This is a genomic window from Curtobacterium sp. MCPF17_003, from assembly GCF_003224385.1.
GTDB lineage: Bacteria > Actinomycetota > Actinomycetes > Actinomycetales > Microbacteriaceae > Curtobacterium > Curtobacterium flaccumfaciens.
This window is the reverse complement of sequence record NZ_QKLC01000019.1, coordinates 1-23,174: the sequence shown is the minus strand read 5'-3', so window position 1 is coordinate 23,174 and position 23,174 is coordinate 1. Positions and strand designations below refer to the sequence as shown.

The window sequence follows — 23,174 nt, the reverse complement described above, 5'->3', positions numbered from 1 at the left end:
CCGGACGCTAGCGCATGTTGACGTTGCCATGCTATCGTCGCGTCGTTCGATGTTGACGTCAACATCGGTGACCGCCCGGACACCCTGATCCGGCCCGGGCCGAGCCGCCGACATCGACCACCCGAACGCAGCAGACGAAGGAGTCACATGAGCACGCTCGCAGCGCGCCCCGGTGAGGCAGCACCGCGCCCCACCGCCGAGCGCCCCGCCGGCCGCCGCCGCAAGCCGCGGGGACGGTTGACCGGATGGCTGTTCGTCGGCCCGTTCGTCGTCGTCCTGGTCCTGATGCTCATCGTGCCGATCGGCTACGCGCTCTGGCTCAGCCTGTTCCGCGACCAGCTCATCGGCGGCAACCAGTTCGTCTGGTTCGCCAACTACGTGCAGCTCTTCCAGGACGCCAAGTTCTGGTCCGGGTTCGGTCGGGTCGCGATCTTCCTGGTCGTCCAGGTGCCGATCATGCTCGGCCTCGCGCTCGTCGCCGCCCTGGCCCTGGACAGCGCCCGACTGTGGGGGACGAGCTTCTTCCGCATCGCGGTGTTCCTGCCCTACGCCGTCCCCGGGGTCGTCGCGGCTCTGATCTGGGGCTTCATCTACGGCAACCAGTTCGGTCTGACGGGCGCCGCGAACGACGCGCTCGGCATCGACCTGCTGCAGCCGTTCAGCCCGAGCTGGGTCCTGACGTCGATCGGCAACGTGGTCACGTGGGAGTTCCTCGGCTACAACATGCTGATCTTCTACGCCGCACTCCGCACCGTCCCCGGTGAGCTGTACGAGGCCGCCGAGCTCGACGGTGCCGGCCCGATGCGCACGGTCTTCTCGATCAAGCTCCCGGCGCTCCGCGGCCCGATGGTCATCGCCACGATCTTCTCGATCATCGGCAGCTTCCAGCTCTTCAACGAGCCGAACCTGCTCAAGACGCTCGCCCCGAACGTCATCGGCAGCGCCTTCACCCCGAACATGTACGCCTACTCGCTGTCCTTCAGCGGACAGCAGTTCAACTACTCCGCCACGGTCGCGATCGTGATGGGCGTGATCACCGCGGTGATCGCCTACGTCGTCCAGGTCCGCGGCACCCGCGAGGAGAACCGATGAGCACCATCCAGCACCCCGCCGGGCCCGCAGCGGCCACGGTGACCGAGGCGACCACGACGCAACGTGCGCCGCGCACCCGCTCGATCCGGGCCTCCAGGAAGGCGGAGCAGCACGTCGACGGACGCAAGCCGAAGCGTTCCGGCCTGCTCACCGCGGTCATGGTCGTCTTCGTCGTGTACTCGTTCGCGCCGCTGTTCTACCTGCTCGTGAACAGCACGAAGACGCAGGCGTCGCTGCTCTCCACGTTCGGTCTGTGGTTCGGCGGGGACTTCAACCTCTGGCAGAACATCGTCGACACGCTGACGTACAACGACGGCATCTTCCTGCAGTGGTTCGGCAACACGCTGCTCTACGTCGTCGTCGGTGCCGGCGGGGCCACCCTGCTCGCCACCGTCGCGGGCTACGGCATGGCGAAGTTCCAGTTCCCCGGTCGCCGCGCGGTCTTCGCCGTCGTCCTCGGCGCCATCGCGGTCCCCGGCACGGCCCTGGCGGTCCCGACCTTCCTGCTCTTCTCGCAGGTCGGCCTGACCAACACCCCGTGGGCGATCATCCTGCCCTCGCTGATCAGCCCGTTCGGCATGTACCTGATCTGGACGTACGCGGTCGACGCGATCCCGGCAGAACTGCTCGAGGCCGCCCGCATGGACGGCGCCGGTGAGTTCCGGATCTTCTTCACCATCGCGCTCCGCCTGCTCGCGCCCGGTGTCGTCACCGTCCTGCTGTTCGCGGTCGTCGCCACCTGGAACAACTACTTCCTGCCGCTCATCATGCTGAGCGACCCGAAGTGGTACCCGCTGACGGTCGGCCTGAACCAGTGGAACGCGCAGGCCACCGGGTCCGGCGCGCAGCCGATCTACAACCTCGTCGTCACGGGATCGCTCCTCACGATCATCCCGATCGTGGTCGCGTTCCTCTTCCTCCAGCGCTTCTGGCAGTCCGGCCTCGCGGCCGGGTCGGTCAAGGCCTGACCCCTCGGACACCAGGCCCGTGGCGACCCCGCCACGCGCCGGCCGGTCCGGCACACAGCAGCACCACCCCCTCCACGAAGAAGTGAAAGGCACTCCCATGAACAAGCGTCTCCGGCGCGGGCTCAGCGCCCTCGCCATCGGCGTCACCGCCGCGATCGCCCTCGCCGCGTGCGCCTCCGGCGGCTCCGGCTCCGGCGGTTCGGCCGACGACATCGACAAGGCCCTGAAGGACGGCGGCACGTTGACCTACTGGTCGTGGACCCCGTCGGCCAAGGCCCAGGTCGCGGCGTTCGAGAAGCAGTACCCCAAGGTGAAGGTCAAGCTCGTCAACGCGGGCACCGGCGCCGACCAGTACACGAAGCTGCAGAACACGATCAAGGCCGGCTCGGGCGCCCCCGACGTCGCCCAGGTCGAGTACTACGCCCTGCCGCAGTTCGCGCTGTCCGAGTCGCTGCTCGACCTGTCGAGCTACGGCTTCGACTCGCTCGAGAAGGACTTCGCGAAGAGCACCTGGAGCTCGGTGTCGATCGACGGCAAGGTCTACGGCCTGCCGCAGGACTCCGGCCCCATGGCGCTGTTCTACAACGAGAAGGTCTTCGACAAGCACGACATCGCCGTGCCGAAGACGTGGGACGAGTACGTCGCCGCTGCCAAGAAGCTGCACGAGGCCGACCCGAAGGCCTACATCGCGGCGGACTCCGGCGACGCCGGCTTCACCACCAGCATGATCGCCCAGGCCGGCGGCACCCCCTTCGCCACCGACGGTGACAAGGTGACCATCAACCTGCAGGACGAGGGCACCAAGAAGTGGACGAGCACCTGGAACGAGCTCGTCGAGCAGGGCCTGCTGTCGAAGACAGTGGGCTGGACCGACGACTGGTACAAGCAGCTCGGCAACGGTGAGATCGCCACGCTGATCACCGGCGCCTGGATGCCCGGCAACCTGGAGTCCGGCGTCGCCCAGGCCTCGGGTGACTGGCGCGTCGCCCCGATGCCGACCTACGACGGCGGCACCGCACAGACCGCGAACAACGGCGGCAGCGCCCAGGTCGTCATGAAGCAGTCGAAGAACCCGGCCCTCGCCGCGGGCTTCCTCAAGTGGCTGAACTCGTCGAAGGAGTCCACGAAGGTCTTCATGGAGTCCGGCGGCTTCCCGTCGACCACCGCGGACCTCGAGTCGTCGGCGTTCCTCGACGAGAAGCCGGAGTACTTCGGCGGCCAGCAGATCAACAAGGTGCTCGTCGACGCGTCGAAGTCCTCGGACAACGACTTCACCTACCTGCCGTACCAGGTGTACGCGAACAGCGTCTACGCCGACACCGTCGGTCAGGCGTACGAGAACGGCACCTCGCTCGACGCCGGCCTCGAGGCCTGGCAGAAGGCCCTCGCCAAGTACGGCAAGGACCAGGGCTTCACGGTCTCGTCGAAGTAGTTCAAGGTATCCCCGCGGGGCCGTGCGGACACGTCCGCACGGCCCCGCTCCACGCCCGGCACGCCCGGCAACGAAAGAGTCAAACCATGCGCTTCGCCATCGGCGACACCGACTTCCTGCTCGACGGCGAGCCGCACCGGGTCCTGTCCGGCGCGATCCACTACTTCCGCGTGCACCCCGACCTGTGGGCCGATCGGATCCGCAAGGCGAAGCTGATGGGCCTCAACACCATCGAGACCTACGTCGCCTGGAACGCACACGCGCCGTCGCCCGGGGTGTTCGACCTGTCGGGTGGCCTGGACCTCGGTCGCTTCCTCGACCTCGTGGCCGCCGAGGGCATGCACGCCATCGTCCGCCCCGGCCCCTACATCTGCGCCGAGTGGACGAACGGCGGACTGCCGTACTGGTTGTTCGCGGACGGCACCGTGGGCGTCCGGCGCAACGAGCCCGGGTTCCTCGCAGCGGTCGAGACGTACCTGCAGCACCTGGCCCCCGTGCTGGTCCCGCGGCAGATCGACCAGGGCGGGTCCATCGTCCTGGTGCAGGTCGAGAACGAGTACGGCGCCTACGGCTCCGACCCCGAGTACCTGCGCGCACTCGAGCAGATGCACCGCGACATCGGGCTGAGCGTCGCCTTCACGAGCGTCGACCAGCCGATGGGCACCATGCTCGAGGACGGCTCCCTGCCCTCGCTGCACAAGACCGGTTCGTTCGGCTCACGCTCCGCCGCCCGGCTCGAGCGCCTGCGGCAGGCCCAGCCCACCGGGCCCCTGATGTGCTCGGAGTTCTGGGACGGCTGGTTCGACAGCTGGGGTGAGCACCACCACACCACGCCGGCGTCCGCCAGTGCCGAGGACCTCGACGTCCTGCTCGCCGCCGGCGGCTCGGTGAACATCTACATGTTCCACGGCGGCACGAACTTCGGCTTCACGAACGGCGCGAACGACAAGGGCGTCTACCGCCCGATCGCGACGTCGTACGACTACGACGCCCCGCTCGACGAGGCCGGCCGGCCGACCGAGAAGTTCCACGCGTTCCGCTCGGTGATCGCGCGCTACGCGCCCGTCCCGCCGCTGCCCGCGACGATGGAGCCTGGTGGATCGGGTCGACTCGCGTCCGATGCGGCGGACGGAGTCGGTCTGGAGGCCCGGGTCACCCCCGCCACGGACCTCGCCGTCCGCCTGGACCGCGTGGCGTCGCTCCGCTCCCTGCTGCCCACCCTCACGGCGTGGTCCGCGCACGACGAGACGCCGACCTTCGACTCCCTCGGGGCCGCGAGCGGCTTCGTCGCGTACCGCGCCGAGGTCGACCTGCCCGCCGGAGGGGTGCTGACCGTCGGCACCGAGGTGCGCGACCGAGCGATCGTGTCGGCCGACGGTGTCGTCGTCGGGGTCCTGGAGCGTGAGCACCACGACCGCGCGATCACCCTGCCGCCGGTGACCGGCACGCTCGAGCTCCTCGTCGAGGACCAGGGCCGCGTCGACTACGGCGTCCGTATCGGCGAGCCGAAGGGCTTGATCGGCGGCGTCTCGATCGACGGCGCACGGGTGGCCCGGTGGACGGCATCGCCGCTCGCCCTCGACCCCATCGCACCTGCCGCCGTGACCGCGCTGTCCGAGGTCGCTCCGACCGGTGGCGAGGTGCTCGCCGGACCGACGTTCGCAGCTGGCTCGTTCGAACTCGACACCGTGGACGACCGGTACCTGTCGCTCGACGGGTTCCGGAAGGGTGTCGCCTGGGTCAACGGGTTCTGCCTCGGTCGGTACTGGTCGCGAGGCCCGCAGCAGACCCTGGCGATCCCGGGGCCGGTGCTCCGCCACGGTCACAACGAGCTCGTCGTGCTCGAGCTGCACGCGGCGGCTTCGCGCACAGCGTGCCTGCTCGTCGAGCCCGACCTGGGCCACACCGAGGCTTAGTCGCGCGCCCTGGTCGAACCGGGCGTACCTGGTCGAATCGGGCGTACCCGGTCGGAAGTTTCGACCAGGTACGCCCGATTCTGCTCTCCATCGCGGGCGTTATGGGAAGGATCAGTCGGCGTCGAGGGCGTCCAGGTCGGCGAGGGCGCGCTCGGCGTCGGCTATCCGGTCGGCCTCGGGGCGCGTCCACCACTCGGGGCCGCGTTCGCCCAGCCCGTGCTTGGCCAGGCCGTTCCGGTGCCGTGCCGCCGCCAGGGCCTCGTCGTCGCCCGCACGCTTCGCGGTCTTCACGGCGTTCCGCCCCCGCCCCAGGTGGGAGCGGAGTGCGGCGGCGAGTTCCTCGGGCAGAGCGGGGTCGGTGCGGCGCCAGCGTCGGCCGTCCACGACGAAGAAGAGGTCGTCGGGTTCGGCGGTCATGGTCCGAGTCTGCACCGTCGGTGGTGCCGGGTAGACAGGAGCCGATGAGCCACCAACGCGTCCGCCCGATGCTCGACGTCCGACGCATCTACGTCGAGCCGGCCGCCCTCGAACTGCAGCGCGGGCAGGAGATCGTCGGGCGTTGGCCGGACGCCGAGATCGTCCCGGTCGAGTCGCACTGGAACATCCCCGAGGTGCACGGCGACGAACGGAACGTCCAGCGCTGGGTGCGGATCAAGACCGAGGCGCTCGTGCTCGGCGTGAAGAAGTCGCTGGTGACGCGGCCGAACGGTCGCTCGGCCGACTTCATCGCACCGTCCACCGCGAACGGCTGCGCGATGGCGTGCGCGTACTGCTACGTGCCGCGGCGCAAGGGCTACAGCAACCCGGTGACCGTGTTCGCGAACATCGACCAGATCACGAAGCACGTGGCGCGGAACATCGCCAAGCAAGGACCGAAGACTGAACCGAACCAGTGCGACCCGGAAGCCTGGGTCTACGACATCGGCGAGAACAGCGACTGCTCGGTCGACGCGATGATCAGCGACAACGTCCGTGACCTGTGCGACCTGTTCCGGATGACCCCGACGGCCAAGGCGTCGTTCGCGACCAAGTACGTCAACCGTGACCTGCTCGACTGGGACCCGATGGGCCGGACCCGGATCCGCTTCTCACTGATGCCGCACGAGACCGCGAAGGTCACCGACATCCGCACGAGCCCGATCGCCGAGCGGATCGCCGCGGTGAACGACTTCGTCGACGCCGGGTACGAGGTCCACCTGAACTTCTCGCCGGTCATCCTCACGCCGACGTGGGAGTCGGACTGGGCCGAGCTGCTCCGGCAGGTCGACGACGTGCTGTCCCCGGCCGCCAAGGCGCAGCTCGCGGCCGAGGTGATCTTCCTGACCCACAACCAGCCCCTGCACGAGGTCAACCTCGGGTGGCACCCCAGGGCCGAGGACCTGCTGTGGCGTCCGGACCTGCAGGAGCAGAAGGTGTCCCAGAACGGTGCCGTGAACGTGCGCTACCGGTCCGGAATGAAGGGGCAGCTCGTCGAGCGCTTCCGCGAACTCGTGGCCGAGCACCTGCCGTCGTGCCGGATCCGGTACGCCTTCTGATCGGCGACCTCCCCGATCAGGGGATGAGCCGGTCCGTCCGGTACCGGTCGAACAGGTCCGCGAAGGCCTGCTCGGTCCGGCGGAACGCCGTGAACCCGGCGTCGCGGCTCTTCCCCATGTCGGTGACGACCTCCATCGCTCGACCGAGGTCGGCGTCGGTGTGCCACCACGAGGCGAGCCGGGTGATGTCGGCCTCGGCGAGACCGTGGCGCTCGGCGATACCGGCCCACTCGGACTCGTACGGCGCCATCTGCTCCTCGAGCGGTCGCGGAGCGTCCTCGTAGCCCACCACGCGCGTGGGATCGACACCGAGGTGCGCGGCCAGGCGCGGCCACATCCAGCGCCACCGGAAGACGTCGCCGTTGACGATGTTGAACGGCTCGTCCGCACCCTCGGGCGACGTCGAGGCCCACACCATGTGCTCGGCGAGGATCCCGGCGTCGGTCATGTCGGTCAGGCCGTTCCACTGCGCCTCACTGCCCGGGAACACGAAGTCGAGGTCGAGCTCCTTCGCCAGCGTGGCCTGCACGGCGAGCGTGAGGCCCATGTTCATGGCGTTGCCGACCGCGTGCCCGATCACGGTGTGCGAGCGGTGCACGGACCAGGTGAACCCCTGGCGCTCGGCGGCGGCGAAGAGTTCGTCCTCTTGCGCGTAGTAGAAGTTCGGGGTGTCGAGGCGCGGCTCCTCCTCGTGGAAGGGGGTGTCGGGCATCTCGCCGGCGGCGTACGCCTCGAACGGGCCGAGGTAGTGCTTCAGGCCGGTGACGAGGGCGACGTGCTCGAGCGGAGCGTGCGACAGCGCCGCGAGCAGGTCGCGGACCATGCCGCCGTTCACGCGGATGTTCTCCGCCTCGGTGTCCTGCCGCTGCCAGGCGGTGAAGAAGACGTGGGTCGGGTGCTCGTCGGCGAGTGCGGCCGCCAGGCTGTCGGGAGCACGCAGGTCGGCCGCGACGGTGCGGACGCCCTGTTCGGCGAGCGGCCGGCGGGAGAGTGCCGTCACGTCCCAGCCGAGGTCGAGCAGGTGGCGTACCAGGGCGGAACCGGTGATGCCACTGGCTCCGACGACCAGGGCTTCGCGGCGGGCAGGAGTCTGTTCGGTCGATCCGGTTGCAGTCATCCCTCGATGCAACCCACAGTGGACGACACGTGTTCCCTCACTGCGTCCCGGTCCCAGTCCAGTGTGCACAATAACGCACCACTTGTACCGTTGAGCGGTACACTCCTTGCGGAGGACTCGACATGCAACTCGTGCAACCACTCGCCACGCTGCTGGGAGCCACACAGGCCGACGCGCTCCGCGTCCTCGCCCGGACCGATTCCGGCATGACCGGACGACAGGTTGCACGGGTCGCGGGCGCTCCGCAGCACACCGGCATCAAACGAGCGCTCGACAAGCTCGAGGCAGCAGGGCTCGTGCAGGTCGAGCGCGGTCTGCAGCACTCGGCCTACCGGGTCAACCGGGAACACCTGCTCTGGCCGGCGGTGGAACTCGGACTCGAAGCCGGCGACGAACTCGAACGTCGCATCGGCGCGTACGTCGAGTCGGCGCGGGCCGGGGTCCTCTCGGTCTCGATCTTCGGTTCAGTGGCCCGGGGCACCGCGACGCCGACGTCCGACCTGGACCTCCTCGTCGTCTTCGAGCAGACCGTCGACATCGACGTCGTCGTCCGCCTCGGTGACCTCGTCCGGCGGTGGACCGGCAACGAGTGCCAGGTCTTCGACGTGACCCGCGCTGATCTCCGTCGGTTCGTGGCCGAGGGAGACCCGCTCGTCGGGTCGTGGCGAGAAGAAGCCCGAACAGTCTTCGGCGAGGAGATCAGGACGTACATCTGATGGGTGCCCGCGTGCGCGCCGTCGACAGGGCCGCAGTCGCGATGCGCCGAGACGAAGCGGAGTCCTACCTCGAGGTCGCGCTCCTCTACGTCGAGTCGACGAGTCACGCGGATTGGAAGGCCGCCGGCGCGAACGCTGTGCTCGGCGGGATCGCGGCGTCGGACGCGATCTGCGGTGCGATCCTCGGCTACCACCACCTCGGCGACGACCACGCCGCCGCTCGACGCCTGCTCGACGCGGCCTGCGCACCGGACACGCGACCCGGCCTGCACTTCAAGCGCCTGACCGATGAGAAGACGAACTTCCAGTACTCGACGTCGCGTGTGACGCAGGAGAAGACACGGGCGCTGGTGACCGCACTCGAACGGCTCATCCGTACGGTCCACGAGCGCACCTGAAACGGGCACGCCGCGCCCCTGATCACCGCGGACGGCGGATGCGGATCGGACCCTTGGCGCTCGACGGGTCGACGACGGACCCGCCCTGGGTGATCTCGACCTCGCCGCGCGCGACCATGCGCCGGGCGGCTCGACGTGCCGGCTCCATCAGCGGTCGCCAGTCGTCCGGGTCCAGCGAACGCGCGACCTCGGACGGGCAGATGCTCGAGGTCCGTGCCCGTGCCGCGAGCAGTTCGTCGATGCGCTGCTCCAGAGCCCGGTCGACGTCGTCGAGACCGTGTCGACGGCAGGCTCCGGAACACCACTTCGCCTCCGGCGCCGCCGACGACGGCATCCGTCGCCCGCACGAGGCGCAGGTGCGCTCGGCGTGTGCCGACTCCGACGCCGACGCATCGGCTTCCGTCCTGATCGCCCGTCCCATGGCCCCCATCCTCGTCCTGCTCGGCATGGCGGTACACAGCGACCACGCACACGGTCCAGGTGCGCCTGGCAGCATCGGAGCGGTGAACCCCGACACCGTCCCTGCCCGTCCGTCCGAACCGGCCTGGGTCCAGCACGTGATGTGGTGGCACGTCTACCCGCTCGGCTTCGTCGGCGCCGAGGTCCGTCCGACGTCACCGGTGGGGGAGCGTCCGCTCGAACACCGCCTCGACCGCCTGACCGAGTGGCTCGACCACGTCGTCGACCTCGGTCTGAACGGCCTGTTGCTCGGCCCGGTGTTCGCGAGCTCGACCCACGGGTACGACACGGTCGACCACTTCCGCATCGACCCGCGCCTGGGCGACGACGCCGACTTCGACGCCCTGGTCTCCGCGGCGCACGAGCGGGGCGTGCGGGTGCTGCTGGACGGGGTGTTCAACCACGTCGGCCGGGAGCACCCGGCCTTCCGCGCGTTGTCCGACCACGGCCCGGAGGCGCCGACCGCCGACCTGTTCGCCATCGACTGGTCCGGGTGGCAGCCGGGGGAGCCCGTGCCCGTCGGGCTGTTCGAAGGCCACGACATCCTCGTCGCGCTCGACCACGACAGCCGCGCCACCGAGGACCTCGTGGTGCAGGTCATGACGCACTGGCTGGACCGCGGGGTGGACGGTTGGCGACTCGACGCGGCGTACGCGGTGCCGCCGGCGTTCTGGGCGCGGGTGCTGCCGCGGGTGCGGGAGCGGTTCCCGGACGCCTGGTTCAGCGGCGAGGTGATCCACGGTGACGCGGCGGCGATCGCACGCGACTCGACGATGGACTCGCTGACCCAGTACGAGCTGTGGCAGGGGATCTGGCACGGCATCGCGGACCGCAACGGCCACGAGCTCGCGCACGCGATCGAGCGGCACGACGCCCTGCTGCCCACCTTCGCCCCGACGACGTTCGTCGGCAACCACGACGTCACCCGGATCGCGAGCGCGGTGGGGGACCGGTTCGCCGGGCACGCCGCCGCGGTGCTGTTCACGGTGGCGGGGACCCCGGTGGTCTACGCGGGCGACGAGTACGGCTGGGCCGGGGTGAAGGAGGAACGCGAGGGCGGCGACGACGCGGTCCGCCCGGAGTTCCCGGCCGAGGTGCCGGAGCCGACGGACCTGACCCACGCGTACGAGGCGCTCATCGCCCTGCGTCGCCGGAACCCGTGGCTGCACCGCGCGCACACCGACGTCGTGCACCTGACCAACACCGCCGTGGTGCTGCGGACCGCGACGGCGGACGCCGCCGTGGTGACCGCCCTGAACCTGTCGGACGATCCCGTCGAGGTGCCCGTGGCTGACGCGACGCAGGTCGAGGCGGGCGGTGCCGATCTCGGGGACGGGACCCTGCGCCTCCCGGCCGGGGGTTGGGCCGTCCTGTCGCGATCGTGAGCAGAAACGGTCGGGTCCCCATCGAGGACCCGACCGTTCCTGCTCACGAAGCGAACGCGCGAACGCGCGAACGCACGACCGCTACTTGCGCGCGGATGCCGCCCGGCGCTTGTTGAACACGTCGAACGCGACGGCAGCGAGCAGCACCAGACCCTTGATCAGGGACTGGAACTCGGTGCCGACACCGAGGATCGACATGCCGTTGTTCAGCAGGCCGATGATCAGACCACCGACGATGGCACCCGGCACGGTGCCGATGCCGCCGGTGACGGCAGCACCACCGATGAAGACGGCGGCGATGGCGTCGAGCTCGAAGCCGTTGCCAGCGCCCGGCGCCGCCAGGTTGAGCTGGCCGGTGAAGACCACGCCCGCCAGGGCCGAGATGACACCCATGTTGACGAAGAGCAGGAACGTGACGCGCTTCGTCTTCACACCCGACAGCTGCGCGGCCAGGGCGTTGCCACCGATCGCGTAGATGTGGCGGCCGAACACCGCGCTCCGCATGACGACCGAGTAGATCACCACGAGGGCACCGAGCACGACGAGCACGATCGGGGTGCCGTTGTAGCTGGCGAGCAGGAGTGCCACGTAGATCACGAGCACGGCGCCGAACGCCGTCTTCACGATGAACCAGGCGAACGGCTCGCTCTCGAGCTGGTACTTGCGACGCGTGATGCGACCGCGGAACGCGGCGATCACCATGACGGCCGCGGCGGCGAAGCCGAGGATCATCGTGAGCGGCTCGTACCCGGTGGTGCCGAAGGACGGCAGGAAGCCGGAGCCGAGCGAGCGGAAGCCGGCTGGGAACGGCGAGATCTGCTGGTTCTGCAGGACGATCTGCGCCGCACCGCGGAACGCGAGCATGCCCGCCAGCGTCACGATGAACGCCGGGATCCCGAAGTACGCGATCCAGAAGCCCTGCCAGGCGCCGACGAGCGCACCGACCACCAGGCAGAGCACGACCGCGATCGGCCACGGGATGTTCCACTGCGTGATCATCACGCCGGCCATGGCACCGGTGAAGGCGACCACCGAGCCGACCGACAGGTCGATGTGGCCGGCGATGATGACCATGACCATGCCGATGGCCAGGATGAGGATGTAGCTGTTCTGGACGATCAGGTTCGAGACGTTGATCGGGGCCAGCGTGATGCCGTTCGTGGTCACCTGGAAGAAGATGACGATGACGATCAGCGCGATGAACAGGCCGATCTGTCGGAGCTGCCCGGTGAGGTAGCCGACGGCGGACTTAAGCGCGTTCATTGACAGGGGTCTCCCGTTCCTGGGTCATGTACTGCATGAGGACCTCCGGCGTCGCCTCGGCGCGCGGGACGTCGGCCGTGATGGTGCCCTCGGAGAGGGTGTAGATGCGGTCGCAGATGCCGAGCAGTTCGGGGAGCTCGGAGGAGATCACGATGACCGCCTTCCCCTGGTCGGCGAGCTGGTTGATGATCGTGTAGATCTCGTACTTCGCGCCGACGTCGATGCCGCGGGTCGGCTCGTCGAGGATGAGCACGTCGGGGTCGGCGTACATCCACTTCGACAGGACGACCTTCTGCTGGTTCCCGCCGGAGAGCTTCCCCGTCACGACGTCGACGTTCGGCGCCTTGATGTTGAGGCTCTTGAGGAACTGGCTCGCCACCGTGGTCTCCTCGGAGGAGTTCACGAAGCCCCAGTTCGCGAGCTTGCCGAGCGCCGACCCGGAGATGTTCCGCTTGATGTCGTCGATCAGGTTCAGGCCGTAGCGCTTGCGGTCCTCGGTGACGTAGGCGATGCCGTTGTCGATCGCCTGCGAGACGGTGTGCGTCTTGATCGGGGTGCCGCGCTTGTAGACGGTGCCGCTGATGCCGGTGCCGTAGGACTGGCCGAAGACGCTCATCGCGAGTTCCGTGCGGCCGGCGCCCATGAGCCCGGCGATGCCGACGACCTCGCCGGCGCGGACGTTGAGGTTGGCCTGGTGGATGATCTCGCGCGACGAGTCGAGCTGGTGGTGGACGGTCCAGTCCTCGATCCGCAGCAGTTCCTCGCCGATGACGGGGTTCTCGCGCTCGGGGTACCGGTTCGACAGGTCACGGCCGACCATCCCGCGGATGATCCGGTCCTCGGACACGTCGTCGGCCCGCATGTCGAGCGTCTCGATGGTCTTGCCGTCGCGGATGATCGTGACCTTGTCCGCGATCGCCTTGATCTCGTTGAGCTTGTGGCTGATGATGATCGCCGTCATGCCCTCGGCCTGCAGCGAGCGGATGAGCTCGAGCAGGTGCGCGGAGTCGTCGTCGTTCAGCGCGGCGGTGGGCTCGTCGAGGATGAGGAGCTTCACCTCCTTCGAGAGCGCCTTCGCGATCTCGACGAGCTGCTGCTTGCCGACACCGAGGTCGACGACCTTGGTGACGGGGTTGTCCTTCAGCCCGACCCGCTTGAGCAGTTCGGCGGCCGTCAGGTTCGTCTTGTTCCAGTCGATGAAGCCGCCCTTGGACTGCTCGTTGCCGAGGAAGATGTTCTCGGCGATCGACAGGAAGGGGCTGAGCGCCAGCTCCTGGTGGATGATCACGACGCCCGCAGCCTCGGAGTCGTTGATGTTCGCGAACCGCACGGGTTCGCCGTCGAGCAGGATCTCGCCGTCGAAGGAGCCGGCCGGGTAGACACCCGACAGCACCTTCATGAGCGTCGACTTGCCCGCGCCGTTCTCGCCGCAGATCGCGTGGACCTGGCCGCGCTCGACCTCGATCGAGACGCCCTGCAGGGCCTTGACGCCGGGGAACGTCTTGGTGATGTCCCGCATCTCGAGGATGGTGTCCGCCATGTGGACGCCTTTCCGTCGTGCGCGCGTGGGCGCGCTGGTGGAGACGGACTGGAGGCGCGGTGCGCAGCTGGCACCGCGCCTCCGGTCCGTGAGATGGGCCTGACTACTTCAGGTCGGCTTCGGTGTAGTACCCCGAGTCCACGAGGACTTCCTTGTAGTTGTCCTTCGTGACGACCGTCGGCTGGAACAGGAAGGTCGGGACGACCTTGACCTTGTTGTCGTAGCTCTTCGTGTCGTTGACCTCGGGCTTCTTGCCGGTGAGCAGGTCCTCGGCCATGGTGACCGACTGCTTGGCGAGCTTGCGCGTGTCCTTGTAGATCGTCGAGTACTGCTGGCCGGCGATGATCGACTTGACCGAGGCGGCCTCGGCGTCCTGGCCCGTGACGGTCGGGAGCGGACGGTCGCTCGTGCCGTACCCGGCGCCCTGGAGCGCCGAGATGATGCCGATCGAGATGCCGTCGTACGGCGAGAGCACGCCGTCGAGCGTGGTGCCGCCCGAGTAGGACTTGGCCACCAGGTTCTGCATGCGGGCCTTGGCCGTGGCCGGGTCCCACTGCTGCGTCGCGGCCTGGGACAGCTCGTCCTGGCCGGACTGGATCTTCAGCGTGCCGTCCTCGAGGTACGGCTTGAGCGTCTTCATGGCGCCGTTGAAGAAGAAGCCCGCGTTGTTGTCGTCGAGCGAGCCGGCGAAGACCTCGATGTTGAAGGGGCCCTTCTCGCCGGTCTTCTCGCCGTCCGCGTCGAGCACACCCAGGCCGGTGAGCAGGCTGTTCGCCTGGTCGACGCCGACCTTCTCGTTGTCGAAGGACACGTAGTAGTCGACGTTCTCGTTGCCCGTGAGCAGACGGTCGTACGAGATCACCTTGATGCCGGCCTTGGCGGCGGCGTCGAGCTGGTCGGAGAGCGCGCCACCGTCGATCGACGCGATGATCAGGACCTTCGCGCCCTTGGTGATCATGTTGCTGACCTGCTGGGCCTGCTGCTGGACCTTGTTGTCGCCGTACTCGAGGTCGACCTTGTAGCCGGCCTTCTCGAGGTCGCTCTTGACGGCGTTGCCGTCCTTGATCCACCGCTCGGAGACCTTGGTGGGCATGGCGACGCCGACGAGGGCGCCCTTGTTGTCGCCGCTGCCGCCACCATCGGTGGACGCACGGCCGCCGGCCGAGCAAGCGGCCAGCGAGATCGCGATGCCGACGGCTGCGACGCCCGCGATGATCCTGCGCTTCATCATCGAAGTACCTCTGTTCCTTCGCGTCGTCCTCGACGCGGTCGGGTGCCGGGGCTGCTGTGCCCCGCGGGATGCGCTCGTGTGAGCGCTCACATCTTGTGGGTTCCGTGACGGGGTGTCAACTCAACACCGCCGTTTCGTGATCTTGCCGCGGCGGCCGGACCGAGCGGTACGGTTGGCCACGTGAGCACCACGACCGCCCCCGAGGGCAGGGGCGGCAAACGCCGGAAGGCCCCGACGATCTTCGACGTCGCCGAACGCGCCGGCGTGTCCCACCAGACCGTCTCCCGCGTGATCAACGGCGACCCGACCGTCCGCGAGCAGTACCGGACGCAGGTCACCGACGCCGTCACCGAGCTCGGGTACCGGCCCCGCGCCGCCGCCCGGGCCCTCGCCGGTGGGCGGAGCAAGGCGCTCGGCATCATCACCGCCGGCGACGCGCTGTACGGTCCGTCGAGCACCTCGATCGGCTTCGAACGGGCCGCGCGATCCGCGGGGTACCACGTGCTGCTGTCGACCCTGCCGGAGGAGCCGCGGCCGTCCGACCTGTCCGGGGCGCTCACCACGCTGCTCGCGCAGGACGTCGCCGCGATCGTGCTGGTCGCCGCCGACAACCGGGTGCTCGACGCCCTCGCGTCGCTCACCGTTCCGGTCACGGTGCCCGTCGTCGTGTCGAACGCCGTGCAGCGCGACGCGGTCCGGACCCCGGTCGCGCCGAGTGTCGCCGCCGTCGCCATCGACCAGGCGGCGGGCACTTCGCTCGTCATGCAGCACCTGTTCGACCGCGGGCATCGCCGGATCGTGCACATCGCCGGGCCGCACGTGTCGCAGGAGTCCGAGGTGCGCCGCGCCACCTACGTGCGGATCATGCAGGACGCCGGGCTCGAACCGGTCGTGCTCGAGGGCGACTGGACCCCGGCGAGCGGCTTCGCGGCCGCACGGCACATCGACGTGGGGACGGTCGACGCCGTCTTCGCGGGCAACGACCAGATGGCGCTCGGCGTGCTGCACGCCTTCGCCGACGAGGGGCTGCGGGTGCCCGACGACATCGCGGTCGTGGGGTTCGACGACGTCCCCGAGGCCGCGCACTTCACGCCGCCGCTGACCACCGTGCGGCAGGACTTCCGGGCGATGGGGGAGCGGGTGCTCGACACCGTGCGGGCCCTGGTCGAGGGGGATCCCCGCGACGAGACGCTGCTCGCGCCCGAGCTGGTGGTGCGGCGCAGCACGTAGCGACCCCTCGCACCGTGCGAGGTCCGCACCGCGCCGGCTCCGCGGCGCGCTCGGCGGCGCGCTCGGCGGCGCGCTCGGCGGCGCGCTCGGCGGCGCCCCTCGCACGGTGCGAGGGGCGCCGCCGGCGAGCTGACCCGACCGTCAGCCCTTCAACGCCCCGGACGACAGCCCGGCGACGTAGAACCGTTGCAACCCGACGTACAGCGCGATGCACGGGATCATCGCCACCACCGACCCGGCGACGAGGTTGCCGTACGACACCTGCCCGTACGCCCCGGTCTGCAGGTTGAGCAGCGCGACCGGCAGCGTGTACAGCGAGTCCTTCGTCAGGAACGTCAGGGCTCCGAGGAACTCCGTCCACGACGCCAGGAACGCATAGAGCGCCGCGGTCGCCGCCCCCGGCAGGAGCAGCGGGCGGAGCACCGACACCACGACCCGGAAGCGCGAGGCCCCGTCGACGAAGGCCGAGTCCTCGAGCTCGGTGGGGATCGACTCGAACGCGTTCCGCATCACGAACACCCCGAACGGCAGGTTCACGGTCGTGTAGAACAGCACGAGCCCGAGCAGCGAGTTCGTCAGCCCCATCGCGTTCATCTCGAGGTACAGCGGCGTGAGGATGGCCTGGAACGGCACCATCATCGTCAGCAGCACCAGGCCGAACACGAGCCCGGCGCCCCGGAACCGGAAGCGGGCGAACCCGTAGCCGGCCATCGTCGCGATCACCGCGGTCAGCACCGCCGTGGCGATCGACACGATGAGCGAGTTCACGACGCCGGTGAGCAGGTGCGAGGACGAGGCGAACACGGCGGTGAAGTTCTGCCACCCGAGCTGGAAGAACGTCGCCGGGTCCGGGGCCTGCGTGATGACGGCCTCGGACTGGAACGCCCGCAGGATCGACCAGACGAGCGGGACGCCGAACACGAGGGCCGAACCGATGCCGGCGATCGCGTACAGGGTGCGCTTGACGGTGGTGTCGCGGGGGTGCTGGACGCTGCCCTGCTGGTGGCGCCGACGTCGGCCGTCACCCGTGGTGGTCAGGGCCCTGGTGGACAGGTCCGGCGCCGCGAGGGCCGCACGGGAGGTCGTGGTGCTCATGGCGTCAGTCCTTCTCTCGCAGTGCCCAGAACTGGAACACCGTCACGGCGGCGATCACCACGACGAGGGCGATCGACTGGGCGGTCGCGGCCCCGAGCTGCAGGTTCACGAACCCGCGGTTGTAGATCGCGTTCACGATCGTGGTGGTCTCGGTACCCGGCCCGCCCTGGGTCAGGATGTAGAACTGGTTGAAGGCGAGCAGCGAGCCGATCACCGAGATGATGACGCTCAGCGCGACGGTCGAGCGGATCATCGGGAACGTGATGAGGCGTTCGGTCTGCCACCAGGAGGCCCCCTCGAGCTGCGCCGACTCGTAGACCTCGTCGGGGACGCCCTGCATCGCCGACATGAGCAGCACCATGGTCAGCCCGGACACCGCCCAGACCACGAGCACGCAGATGAGCAGCGTCGCCAGCGGACCGTTCACGAGCCACGCGGTGCTGCCGTCGGTGATCCCGAGCCACCGGAGCACCATGTTGACGGCCCCGGAGTTCGGCTGCGCCTCGAGCACGAGCATGAACGAGAGCGTCGTCAGCCCGACCACGTACGGCAGGAAGAACACCGTCCGCAGCACCGTGCTGCCACGGCGGCGTGCGCGGACGAGCACGGCGAGGAAGTACCCGAGCGCCAGGATCGGCAGGGTCACGATCGCCGTGTACAGCAGCGTGTAGCCGATCGCGTGCACGAACGTCGGGTCCTGGAACAGCGTCAGGTAGTTCTGCAGCCCGATGAACCGGTACGGGCCGATCAGGGGCCAGTTCGTGAACGAGATGTAGAGCGCGAACACGAGCGGGACGAGCACGAAGACGGCGACGAACAGGATCGCCGGGGCGACGAGGACGGCGCCGGTGCGCGGCGGGTGGGTGAGCGAGTTGCGGGTCCGGACGGAGCCGCCACTCCCCGGGCCGCGGCCCACGGTGGGACGGTCCGCGCCGGTCCGGCCGGCGGGGCGCCGGGTGGAGATGGTCGACATGCGTGCACCTCTCTGTGCATCAACAAGAGCGAGACGAGCGAGACGAGCGAGACGAGCGAGACGAGCGAGACGAGCGGAGCAGGAGCAGGCTCAGGCCTGCACCTGGTCGAGGATCCGCTGGTAGTCGGACTGCGCCGTCCGCATGGCGGCAGCGCTCCCCGACCCGAACACGGCCTCGCGGAACATCGCGAAGTACGGCGACGACGGCTGGTTGTTGAGCAGGTTGTACGCCAGCGTCTGCGGTGCGTAGCCCTTGTCGATGGCGTCGAGCGGCCCGTACGCCAGCGGGAACCGCTTGCGGTACTCCGGGGTGGCGGCGTCGGACCGCGTCGGGAAGTACCCGCCGTCCGGCAGCGCCTGCTGCTGCTGGAGCCCGTTCGCGTACTGCATGAACGCCCACCCGCCGGACGGGTTCGCCGCCCCGTTCGGGATGCACATGTTGTCGCCGCCGTCGAAGAACGACCGCTGGCCGTCCCACGACGGGATGAGCACCGTCTGCATCTTCGCCCGCATCGCCTTCGTGGCCGCGGGCACGGTCGCCCCGTACGAGGTCGGGAAGATCCCCACCTTGCCGGCCCGGAAGTCGGCACCCCACGTGGTGCCGGCGTCGGAGTACGTCGCCTTCGACAGCACCCCGTCCTTCCACAGCTGCCGGTAGAACTCGAGCATCCGTTCGAGGGCCTCGTTGCCGGTGATGTTCGCCCGCTGGGATCCCACCTCGCCGGTCATCATGTCGACCCCGGTCGCCCAGACGTGCGGCTGCGTGACGAAGCCGATGATGCCCGCGGCGTTGCCGGAGATCGACCAGCCGTACACGTCGTCGTCGAGCTTCCGGATGGCCTTCGCCGCGTCGAGCAGCGTGGACAGGTCCTTCGTCGACTCCTCGACGTCGAGGCCCGCACGGTCGAACAGCTCGGTGTTCACGAACAGCTGCGAGTTGTCGGCCAGGTACGGCAGGCCGTAGTACCGGTCGCGGTACTCGAGCAGGCGCAGGTGCCCCGGTGAGATCGCGTCGAAGTAGTCGAGGCCCTCGACCACGTCGGTCAGGTCGGCGAACGCCTCGCGGAAGATGAACAGCTGCGAGTTGATGTCGTCGATGTCCACGACGTCCGGCGGCTCACCCCCGCGGATCGCGGTCGCCAGCTTGGTCACGTACTGCGCGTCCGGCACCGGCGTCAGCTGGACCTGCAGCTCCGGGTTCGCCTTGTTGAACCCGGCGACGGCCGACGTCAGGCCGGCCTGGGTCGCCGACCGGCACCACACCTGCACGGTGCCGGTCGCGTTCTTCCCGAAGCTCGCGGGCTTCGCGACGACCTTCGGCAGGGTGCCGGAGCACCCGGCGAGGGCGAGGGCGGCCCCGCCAGCGACGCCGCCGACGAGGAACGCACGGCGGTCCACGCCGGTCACCGCGCCAGCGGGAGCCAGACGCGCATCGGCGCGGCTCCCCGGTTGGCCCACGCGTAGTACGGGACCGCGGTCGCGGTGACGTCCTGGAGGCCCGTGGTGGCGCCCTGCGGACCGGCCACGTCGTCGACGTTGGTCGCGTCTCCGGCGTGATCCGCGCCTCTCCCCACGTGCTCGGCCGCCACGTCGCTCCGCAGGCTCCGCGACGCGTCGGAACCGGCACGCGTGGGCCCAGACCGGGTCGCGTCGAGACGCTGGTACGGCCAGGCCGGCTGCACGTGCTCGGCCGGGGCGTGCCCCGGGATCCGCAGCGTGACGACGCCGTCGAGCAGGTCGTCGCGGCGCTCCTCGGTGATCGGCGCGTCCGCGTCGACCGTCAGGTCGTCGACCGTGAAGCCCTGCTGGTCCGCCTGCTCGACCGCGTACACGAGCGGGCCGCGCTCGATCGCGACCTGCCCGCGGGCGGCGTCGATGCGGGCGTCGGCGACGTAGCGGTGCGGCGTCGTGTCGAAGACGAGCTCGACCGTGTCGCCCGCCGACCACTCGCGGTCGACGACGTGCAGCGTCCCCGCCGTGGGGCTCGCGGAGCCGTCCGGACCGGTGACGGTCGTGGTGTCCGACCAGGCCGGGATCCGCAGGCCCAGGGAGAGCGGGCCGTCCTCGGTGACCGTGACGCGGACGCGGCCGTCGTGCGGGTAGTCGGTCTCGACCCGCACCGGACCGAGGTCGGCGGTGGCGTACTGGTGGACCTGCAGCCCGCCGTCGGTCGCCGTGGCCAGGTAGCCGTCGAGGCTCGCGAAGGTGCGCATGATGTTCGGCGGGCAGCAGGCGCAGTCGAACCAGCCGCGTCGCCCGTGGGCAGGGGAGCGGTTCTCGTCCTGGTGGGCGTGGTCGCGCTGCTGCAGCGGGTTCACGTAGAAGTACTCGGTGCCGGCCAGGCTCACCCCGGCGAGGAACGCGTTGTAGAGCAGTCGCTCGATCGCGTCGGCGTAGACCGGCTTGCCGGTCGCGAGCAGCAGGCGCCAGGCCCACTGCACCCCGCCGATGGCCGCGCAGGTCTCGGCGTAGCCGCGGTCGGTGGGCAGCTCGTACGGGTCGCCGAACGCCTCCCAGTCCCAGCGTGCGCCGAGGCCTCCGGTGATGAAGGCCTTCGTCGCCATCATGTCCGCGAACTGGCGCTCGCTCGCGGCGAGGAGCTCGGTGTCACCGGTCTCGATCGCGACGTCCACGGCACCCGCCGCCAGGTACACGGCGCGGACGGCGTGCCCCTCGACGGTCGTGGCCTGCCGGCTCGGCACCCGGTCGGAGAAGTACGTCGGCTCGCCGCCGGCGCGCTCGATGATGCCGTGTCCGCGGGCATCGACGAACCAGTGCGCCAGGTCGAGGTAGTCACGGTTGCCGGTCTCGCGGTACAGCTCGACCAGGCCCATCTCGACGACGGGGTGGCCGTCGACGTCGCGGGTCTTCGGCGTGCCGTCCGGTGCGGTGCCGTCGCCGAACGTGCGGACCAGGTGGTCGGCGTTCTTGATCGCGACGTCGAGCAGCCCGGTGTCGCCCGTCGCACGGTGCTGGGCCACGGCCGCCTGGTACAGGTGCCCGGCGCAGTACATCTCGTGGCTCCACTTGAGGTCCGTGTACCGCTCACCCTTCCCGCGCACCTGCTGCACGGAGTCCAGGTACCCGTCGTCGGCCTGTGCCCGGGCGTACAGGGCCGTGACCTCGCGCTGCAGGTCGAGCAGGTCCTCGGCGGGGGCGCGGCCGTACTCCCACGCCACGGCCTCGAGCCACTTCGTCACGTCGGAGTCCATGAAGATCGGGCCGACGGCCTCGCCCTCCTCGAGCCCGGCGGCGATGCGGAGGTTGCGGAAGTTGCCTGCCGTCTCCAGCTGCTGGTAGCCGCTGCGGACGGCGTCGCGGCCGTTGCGCTCCTGGCGGAGCGCCCAGAAGCCGCCGGTGATCCGGGCGTCGCCGGTCGGCAGCGGCCGGAGCGTGAGGTGCGCGTCGGCGGTCGGGAGGACCGGGGTCGCGGTGTGCGCGCCGCGATCGGTCGCGAGCGTGGTGGTCATGTCGCCTCCTTGCGATGTGACTGGAGCCGTCCGAATGGTTCGAGCCAGCCGGAAAACGGTTTCTGCCGTGGACGTTACGACACGGGGTGCACGCCGCGCAAGGGTGTCCCGGCGGTTTTGTGTAAGGTCATCGGCACGTCCTGATCGTCGGAAAGGTGGTTGCCGTGACGCTCGAACGCACCGGTCAGCCGATCCGGATCACCGACGTGGCGGCGCTCGCCGGGGTGTCGATCGGCACCGCGTCGAAGGCGCTGAACGGCACCGGGCAGCTGCGGGACGCCACCCGGCTGCGGGTGAAGGAAGCCGCCGAGAAGCTCGGGTTCGTCGGCGATGCCCGGGCCCGTGCGCTGTCGTCGGGGCGGACCTACACCGTCGGCATGATCACCACCGACTCGTTCGGCCGGTTCTCGATCCCGGTGCTGCTCGGCGCCGAGGACGCCCTGTCCGCCGGGCGGATGGCCGTCCTGCTGTGCGACACCCGCGACGACCACGTGCGCGAGGCCCACTACCTGCGCTCCCTGGCGGCCCGCGGCGTCGACGGCATCATCGTGACCGGCCGTTCCGCCGACGCCCGACCCCCGATCGACGTGTCGATCCCCGTCGTCTACGCCTTCACGCCCTCGACCGACGACGCCGACGTGTCGATCACCCTCGACGACGCCGCCGGTTCGGCACTCGTCGCCTCGCACGTGCGTTCGCTCGGGCGGCAGCGGGTCGCGATCGTGACGGGGCCGGCGCGACACCGGTCCGCGGCACGACGGGTTGCCGGTGCCTCGTCGGTCCTCGGGTCGCACCTGGTCACCGACCCGCTGTACGGCGAGTGGTCGGAGCGCTGGGGGCGGCAGGCGGTGGACGTGCTCGCTCGGGAGTCGCCCGACGTCGACGCGATCGTCTGTGGCAGCGACCAGATCGCCCGGGGAGTGTGCGACCGGCTGCGGGAGCTCGGGCGTTCGGTGCCCGGAGACGTCGCGGTGACCGGGTTCGACGACTGGGACGTGATGGCGCTCGCCTCGAGGCCGCCGCTGACCACCGTGGACCTGCGGCTCGAGGAGCTCGGACGCGTCGCGGGGCAGGCGCTCCTCGCCCTGATCGACGGCGGGACGGCGGCGTCGGCGGCCGTGACCCCGTCGCTCGTCATCCGCGAGAGCACCGTCGGCGCGTAGGGCGGTCACGACACCCCGTCCGCCGTGGTCGTGCGGTCACGACTCGTCGCTCGGCGCACCTCCAGCCGACAGTTCGTGACCACGCGGTGGGGAGGCAGCGGGGTGTCGTGACCGTCCCCGTCCCCGGCGCCGCGGTTCGGGGTGTCGTGGGGTCGGCGGGCCGGTGGTCGGGACTTGCGCGGGTGGGGGTG

At 69.7% G+C, this 23,174-nt stretch carries 20 protein-coding genes; 10 read left to right on the top strand and 10 right to left on the bottom strand.

Annotated features, from left to right (window positions below; translation table 11 throughout):
- Window positions 1-147: 147 nt before the first annotated feature.
- The 4 genes from DEJ30_RS15480 (at window position 148) to DEJ30_RS15465 (ending at window position 5,408) form a co-directional block, all read left to right on the top strand.
- On the top strand, window positions 148-1,092 hold the full coding sequence (locus DEJ30_RS15480) for a carbohydrate ABC transporter permease (RefSeq protein ID WP_110862592.1): 945 nt from the start codon (window positions 148-150) through the stop codon (window positions 1,090-1,092).
- On the top strand, window positions 1,089-2,060 hold the full coding sequence (locus DEJ30_RS15475; RefSeq protein ID WP_220032968.1) for a carbohydrate ABC transporter permease: 972 nt from the start codon (window positions 1,089-1,091) through the stop codon (window positions 2,058-2,060). Before DEJ30_RS15480 ends, DEJ30_RS15475 begins: the two co-directional genes overlap by 4 nt.
- 97 nt (window positions 2,061-2,157) lie before the next feature.
- Window positions 2,158-3,492 carry a sugar ABC transporter substrate-binding protein gene (locus tag DEJ30_RS15470; protein ID WP_181420171.1) on the top strand — a complete coding sequence of 445 codons (1,335 nt, stop codon included), beginning with the start codon at window positions 2,158-2,160 and terminating at the stop codon, window positions 3,490-3,492.
- An 86-nt stretch (window positions 3,493-3,578) separates the two neighbouring features.
- Complete coding sequence (locus DEJ30_RS15465; RefSeq protein ID WP_110862590.1) at window positions 3,579-5,408, top strand: beta-galactosidase family protein; 1,830 nt, start codon at window positions 3,579-3,581, stop codon at window positions 5,406-5,408.
- Between the two features lie 111 nt (window positions 5,409-5,519).
- On the opposite strand, the gene DEJ30_RS15460 is transcribed toward DEJ30_RS15465, so the two are convergent.
- The gene (locus tag DEJ30_RS15460) at window positions 5,520-5,825 is read right to left on the bottom strand and encodes a biopolymer transporter Tol (protein WP_110862589.1); all 306 of its coding nucleotides are present in this window, start codon (window positions 5,823-5,825) and stop codon (window positions 5,520-5,522) included.
- Window positions 5,826-5,869: 44 nt separating this feature from the next.
- Between DEJ30_RS15460 and DEJ30_RS15455 the strand changes: the two genes are divergently transcribed.
- Window positions 5,870-6,943: a spore photoproduct lyase family protein gene (locus DEJ30_RS15455; RefSeq protein WP_258369990.1), complete on the top strand. Its 1,074-nt coding sequence runs from the start codon at window positions 5,870-5,872 to the stop codon at window positions 6,941-6,943.
- 16 nt (window positions 6,944-6,959) lie between these two features.
- On the opposite strand, the gene DEJ30_RS15450 is transcribed toward DEJ30_RS15455, so the two are convergent.
- Entirely contained in the window at window positions 6,960-8,060 is a 1,101-nt protein-coding gene (locus DEJ30_RS15450) for an SDR family oxidoreductase (protein WP_110862587.1), read from the bottom strand.
- Window positions 8,061-8,182: 122 nt separating this feature from the next.
- Between DEJ30_RS15450 and DEJ30_RS15445 the strand changes: the two genes are divergently transcribed.
- Window positions 8,183-8,776, top strand: coding sequence for a nucleotidyltransferase domain-containing protein (locus DEJ30_RS15445; protein ID WP_110862586.1), 594 nt, complete (start codon window positions 8,183-8,185; stop codon window positions 8,774-8,776).
- A gap of 11 nt (window positions 8,777-8,787) precedes the next feature.
- The gene (locus DEJ30_RS15440; RefSeq protein WP_146238617.1) at window positions 8,788-9,174 is read left to right on the top strand and encodes a hypothetical protein; all 387 of its coding nucleotides are present in this window, start codon (window positions 8,788-8,790) and stop codon (window positions 9,172-9,174) included.
- A 22-nt stretch (window positions 9,175-9,196) separates the two neighbouring features.
- Here the strand turns inward: DEJ30_RS15440 and DEJ30_RS15435 are convergent, their stop codons facing one another.
- Window positions 9,197-9,595: a DUF3253 domain-containing protein gene (locus DEJ30_RS15435; RefSeq protein WP_110862584.1), complete on the bottom strand. Its 399-nt coding sequence runs from the start codon at window positions 9,593-9,595 to the stop codon at window positions 9,197-9,199.
- Between the two features lie 82 nt (window positions 9,596-9,677).
- Here DEJ30_RS15435 and DEJ30_RS15430 point away from each other — a divergent pair, with 82 nt between their 5' ends.
- On the top strand, window positions 9,678-11,018 hold the full coding sequence (locus DEJ30_RS15430) for an alpha-amylase family glycosyl hydrolase (RefSeq protein ID WP_258369988.1): 1,341 nt from the start codon (window positions 9,678-9,680) through the stop codon (window positions 11,016-11,018).
- Window positions 11,019-11,099: 81 nt separating this feature from the next.
- Here DEJ30_RS15430 and mmsB read toward each other — a convergent pair whose 3' ends face one another.
- From mmsB to chvE, 3 genes are all read right to left on the bottom strand, one after another.
- On the bottom strand, window positions 11,100-12,281 hold the full coding sequence (gene mmsB / locus DEJ30_RS15425) for a multiple monosaccharide ABC transporter permease (protein WP_027466160.1): 1,182 nt from the start codon (window positions 12,279-12,281) through the stop codon (window positions 11,100-11,102).
- Window positions 12,268-13,821, bottom strand: a complete 1,554-nt coding sequence (mmsA, locus tag DEJ30_RS15420) for a multiple monosaccharide ABC transporter ATP-binding protein (protein WP_110862583.1) — start codon at window positions 13,819-13,821, stop codon at window positions 12,268-12,270. Before mmsA ends, mmsB begins: the two co-directional genes overlap by 14 nt.
- Window positions 13,822-13,924: 103 nt before the next feature.
- Window positions 13,925-15,052 (bottom strand): multiple monosaccharide ABC transporter substrate-binding protein, encoded by a 1,128-nt coding sequence (gene chvE / locus DEJ30_RS15415; protein WP_110862582.1) that lies wholly within the window; start codon window positions 15,050-15,052, stop codon window positions 13,925-13,927.
- 180 nt (window positions 15,053-15,232) lie between these two features.
- On the opposite strand from chvE, the gene DEJ30_RS15410 reads away from it, so the two are divergent.
- Window positions 15,233-16,282: a substrate-binding domain-containing protein gene (locus tag DEJ30_RS15410; RefSeq protein WP_110862581.1), complete on the top strand. Its 1,050-nt coding sequence runs from the start codon at window positions 15,233-15,235 to the stop codon at window positions 16,280-16,282.
- A 141-nt stretch (window positions 16,283-16,423) separates the two neighbouring features.
- On the opposite strand, the gene DEJ30_RS15405 is transcribed toward DEJ30_RS15410, so the two are convergent.
- From DEJ30_RS15405 to DEJ30_RS15390, 4 genes are all read right to left on the bottom strand, one after another.
- The gene (locus DEJ30_RS15405; protein WP_110862580.1) at window positions 16,424-17,377 is read right to left on the bottom strand and encodes a carbohydrate ABC transporter permease; all 954 of its coding nucleotides are present in this window, start codon (window positions 17,375-17,377) and stop codon (window positions 16,424-16,426) included.
- A 4-nt stretch (window positions 17,378-17,381) separates the two neighbouring features.
- Complete coding sequence (locus DEJ30_RS15400) at window positions 17,382-18,350, bottom strand: carbohydrate ABC transporter permease (RefSeq protein WP_110862579.1); 969 nt, start codon at window positions 18,348-18,350, stop codon at window positions 17,382-17,384.
- Between the two features lie 90 nt (window positions 18,351-18,440).
- The gene (locus DEJ30_RS15395; RefSeq protein WP_258369987.1) at window positions 18,441-19,757 is read right to left on the bottom strand and encodes a sugar ABC transporter substrate-binding protein; all 1,317 of its coding nucleotides are present in this window, start codon (window positions 19,755-19,757) and stop codon (window positions 18,441-18,443) included.
- Window positions 19,754-21,820 carry a glycoside hydrolase family 127 protein gene (locus tag DEJ30_RS15390; RefSeq protein ID WP_110862577.1) on the bottom strand — a complete coding sequence of 689 codons (2,067 nt, stop codon included), beginning with the start codon at window positions 21,818-21,820 and terminating at the stop codon, window positions 19,754-19,756. The genes DEJ30_RS15395 and DEJ30_RS15390 overlap by 4 nt, the downstream gene beginning before the upstream one ends.
- 164 nt (window positions 21,821-21,984) lie before the next feature.
- On the opposite strand from DEJ30_RS15390, the gene DEJ30_RS15385 reads away from it, so the two are divergent.
- Window positions 21,985-22,983, top strand: coding sequence for a LacI family DNA-binding transcriptional regulator (locus DEJ30_RS15385; RefSeq protein WP_110862576.1), 999 nt, complete (start codon window positions 21,985-21,987; stop codon window positions 22,981-22,983).
- Window positions 22,984-23,174 lie beyond the last annotated feature (191 nt).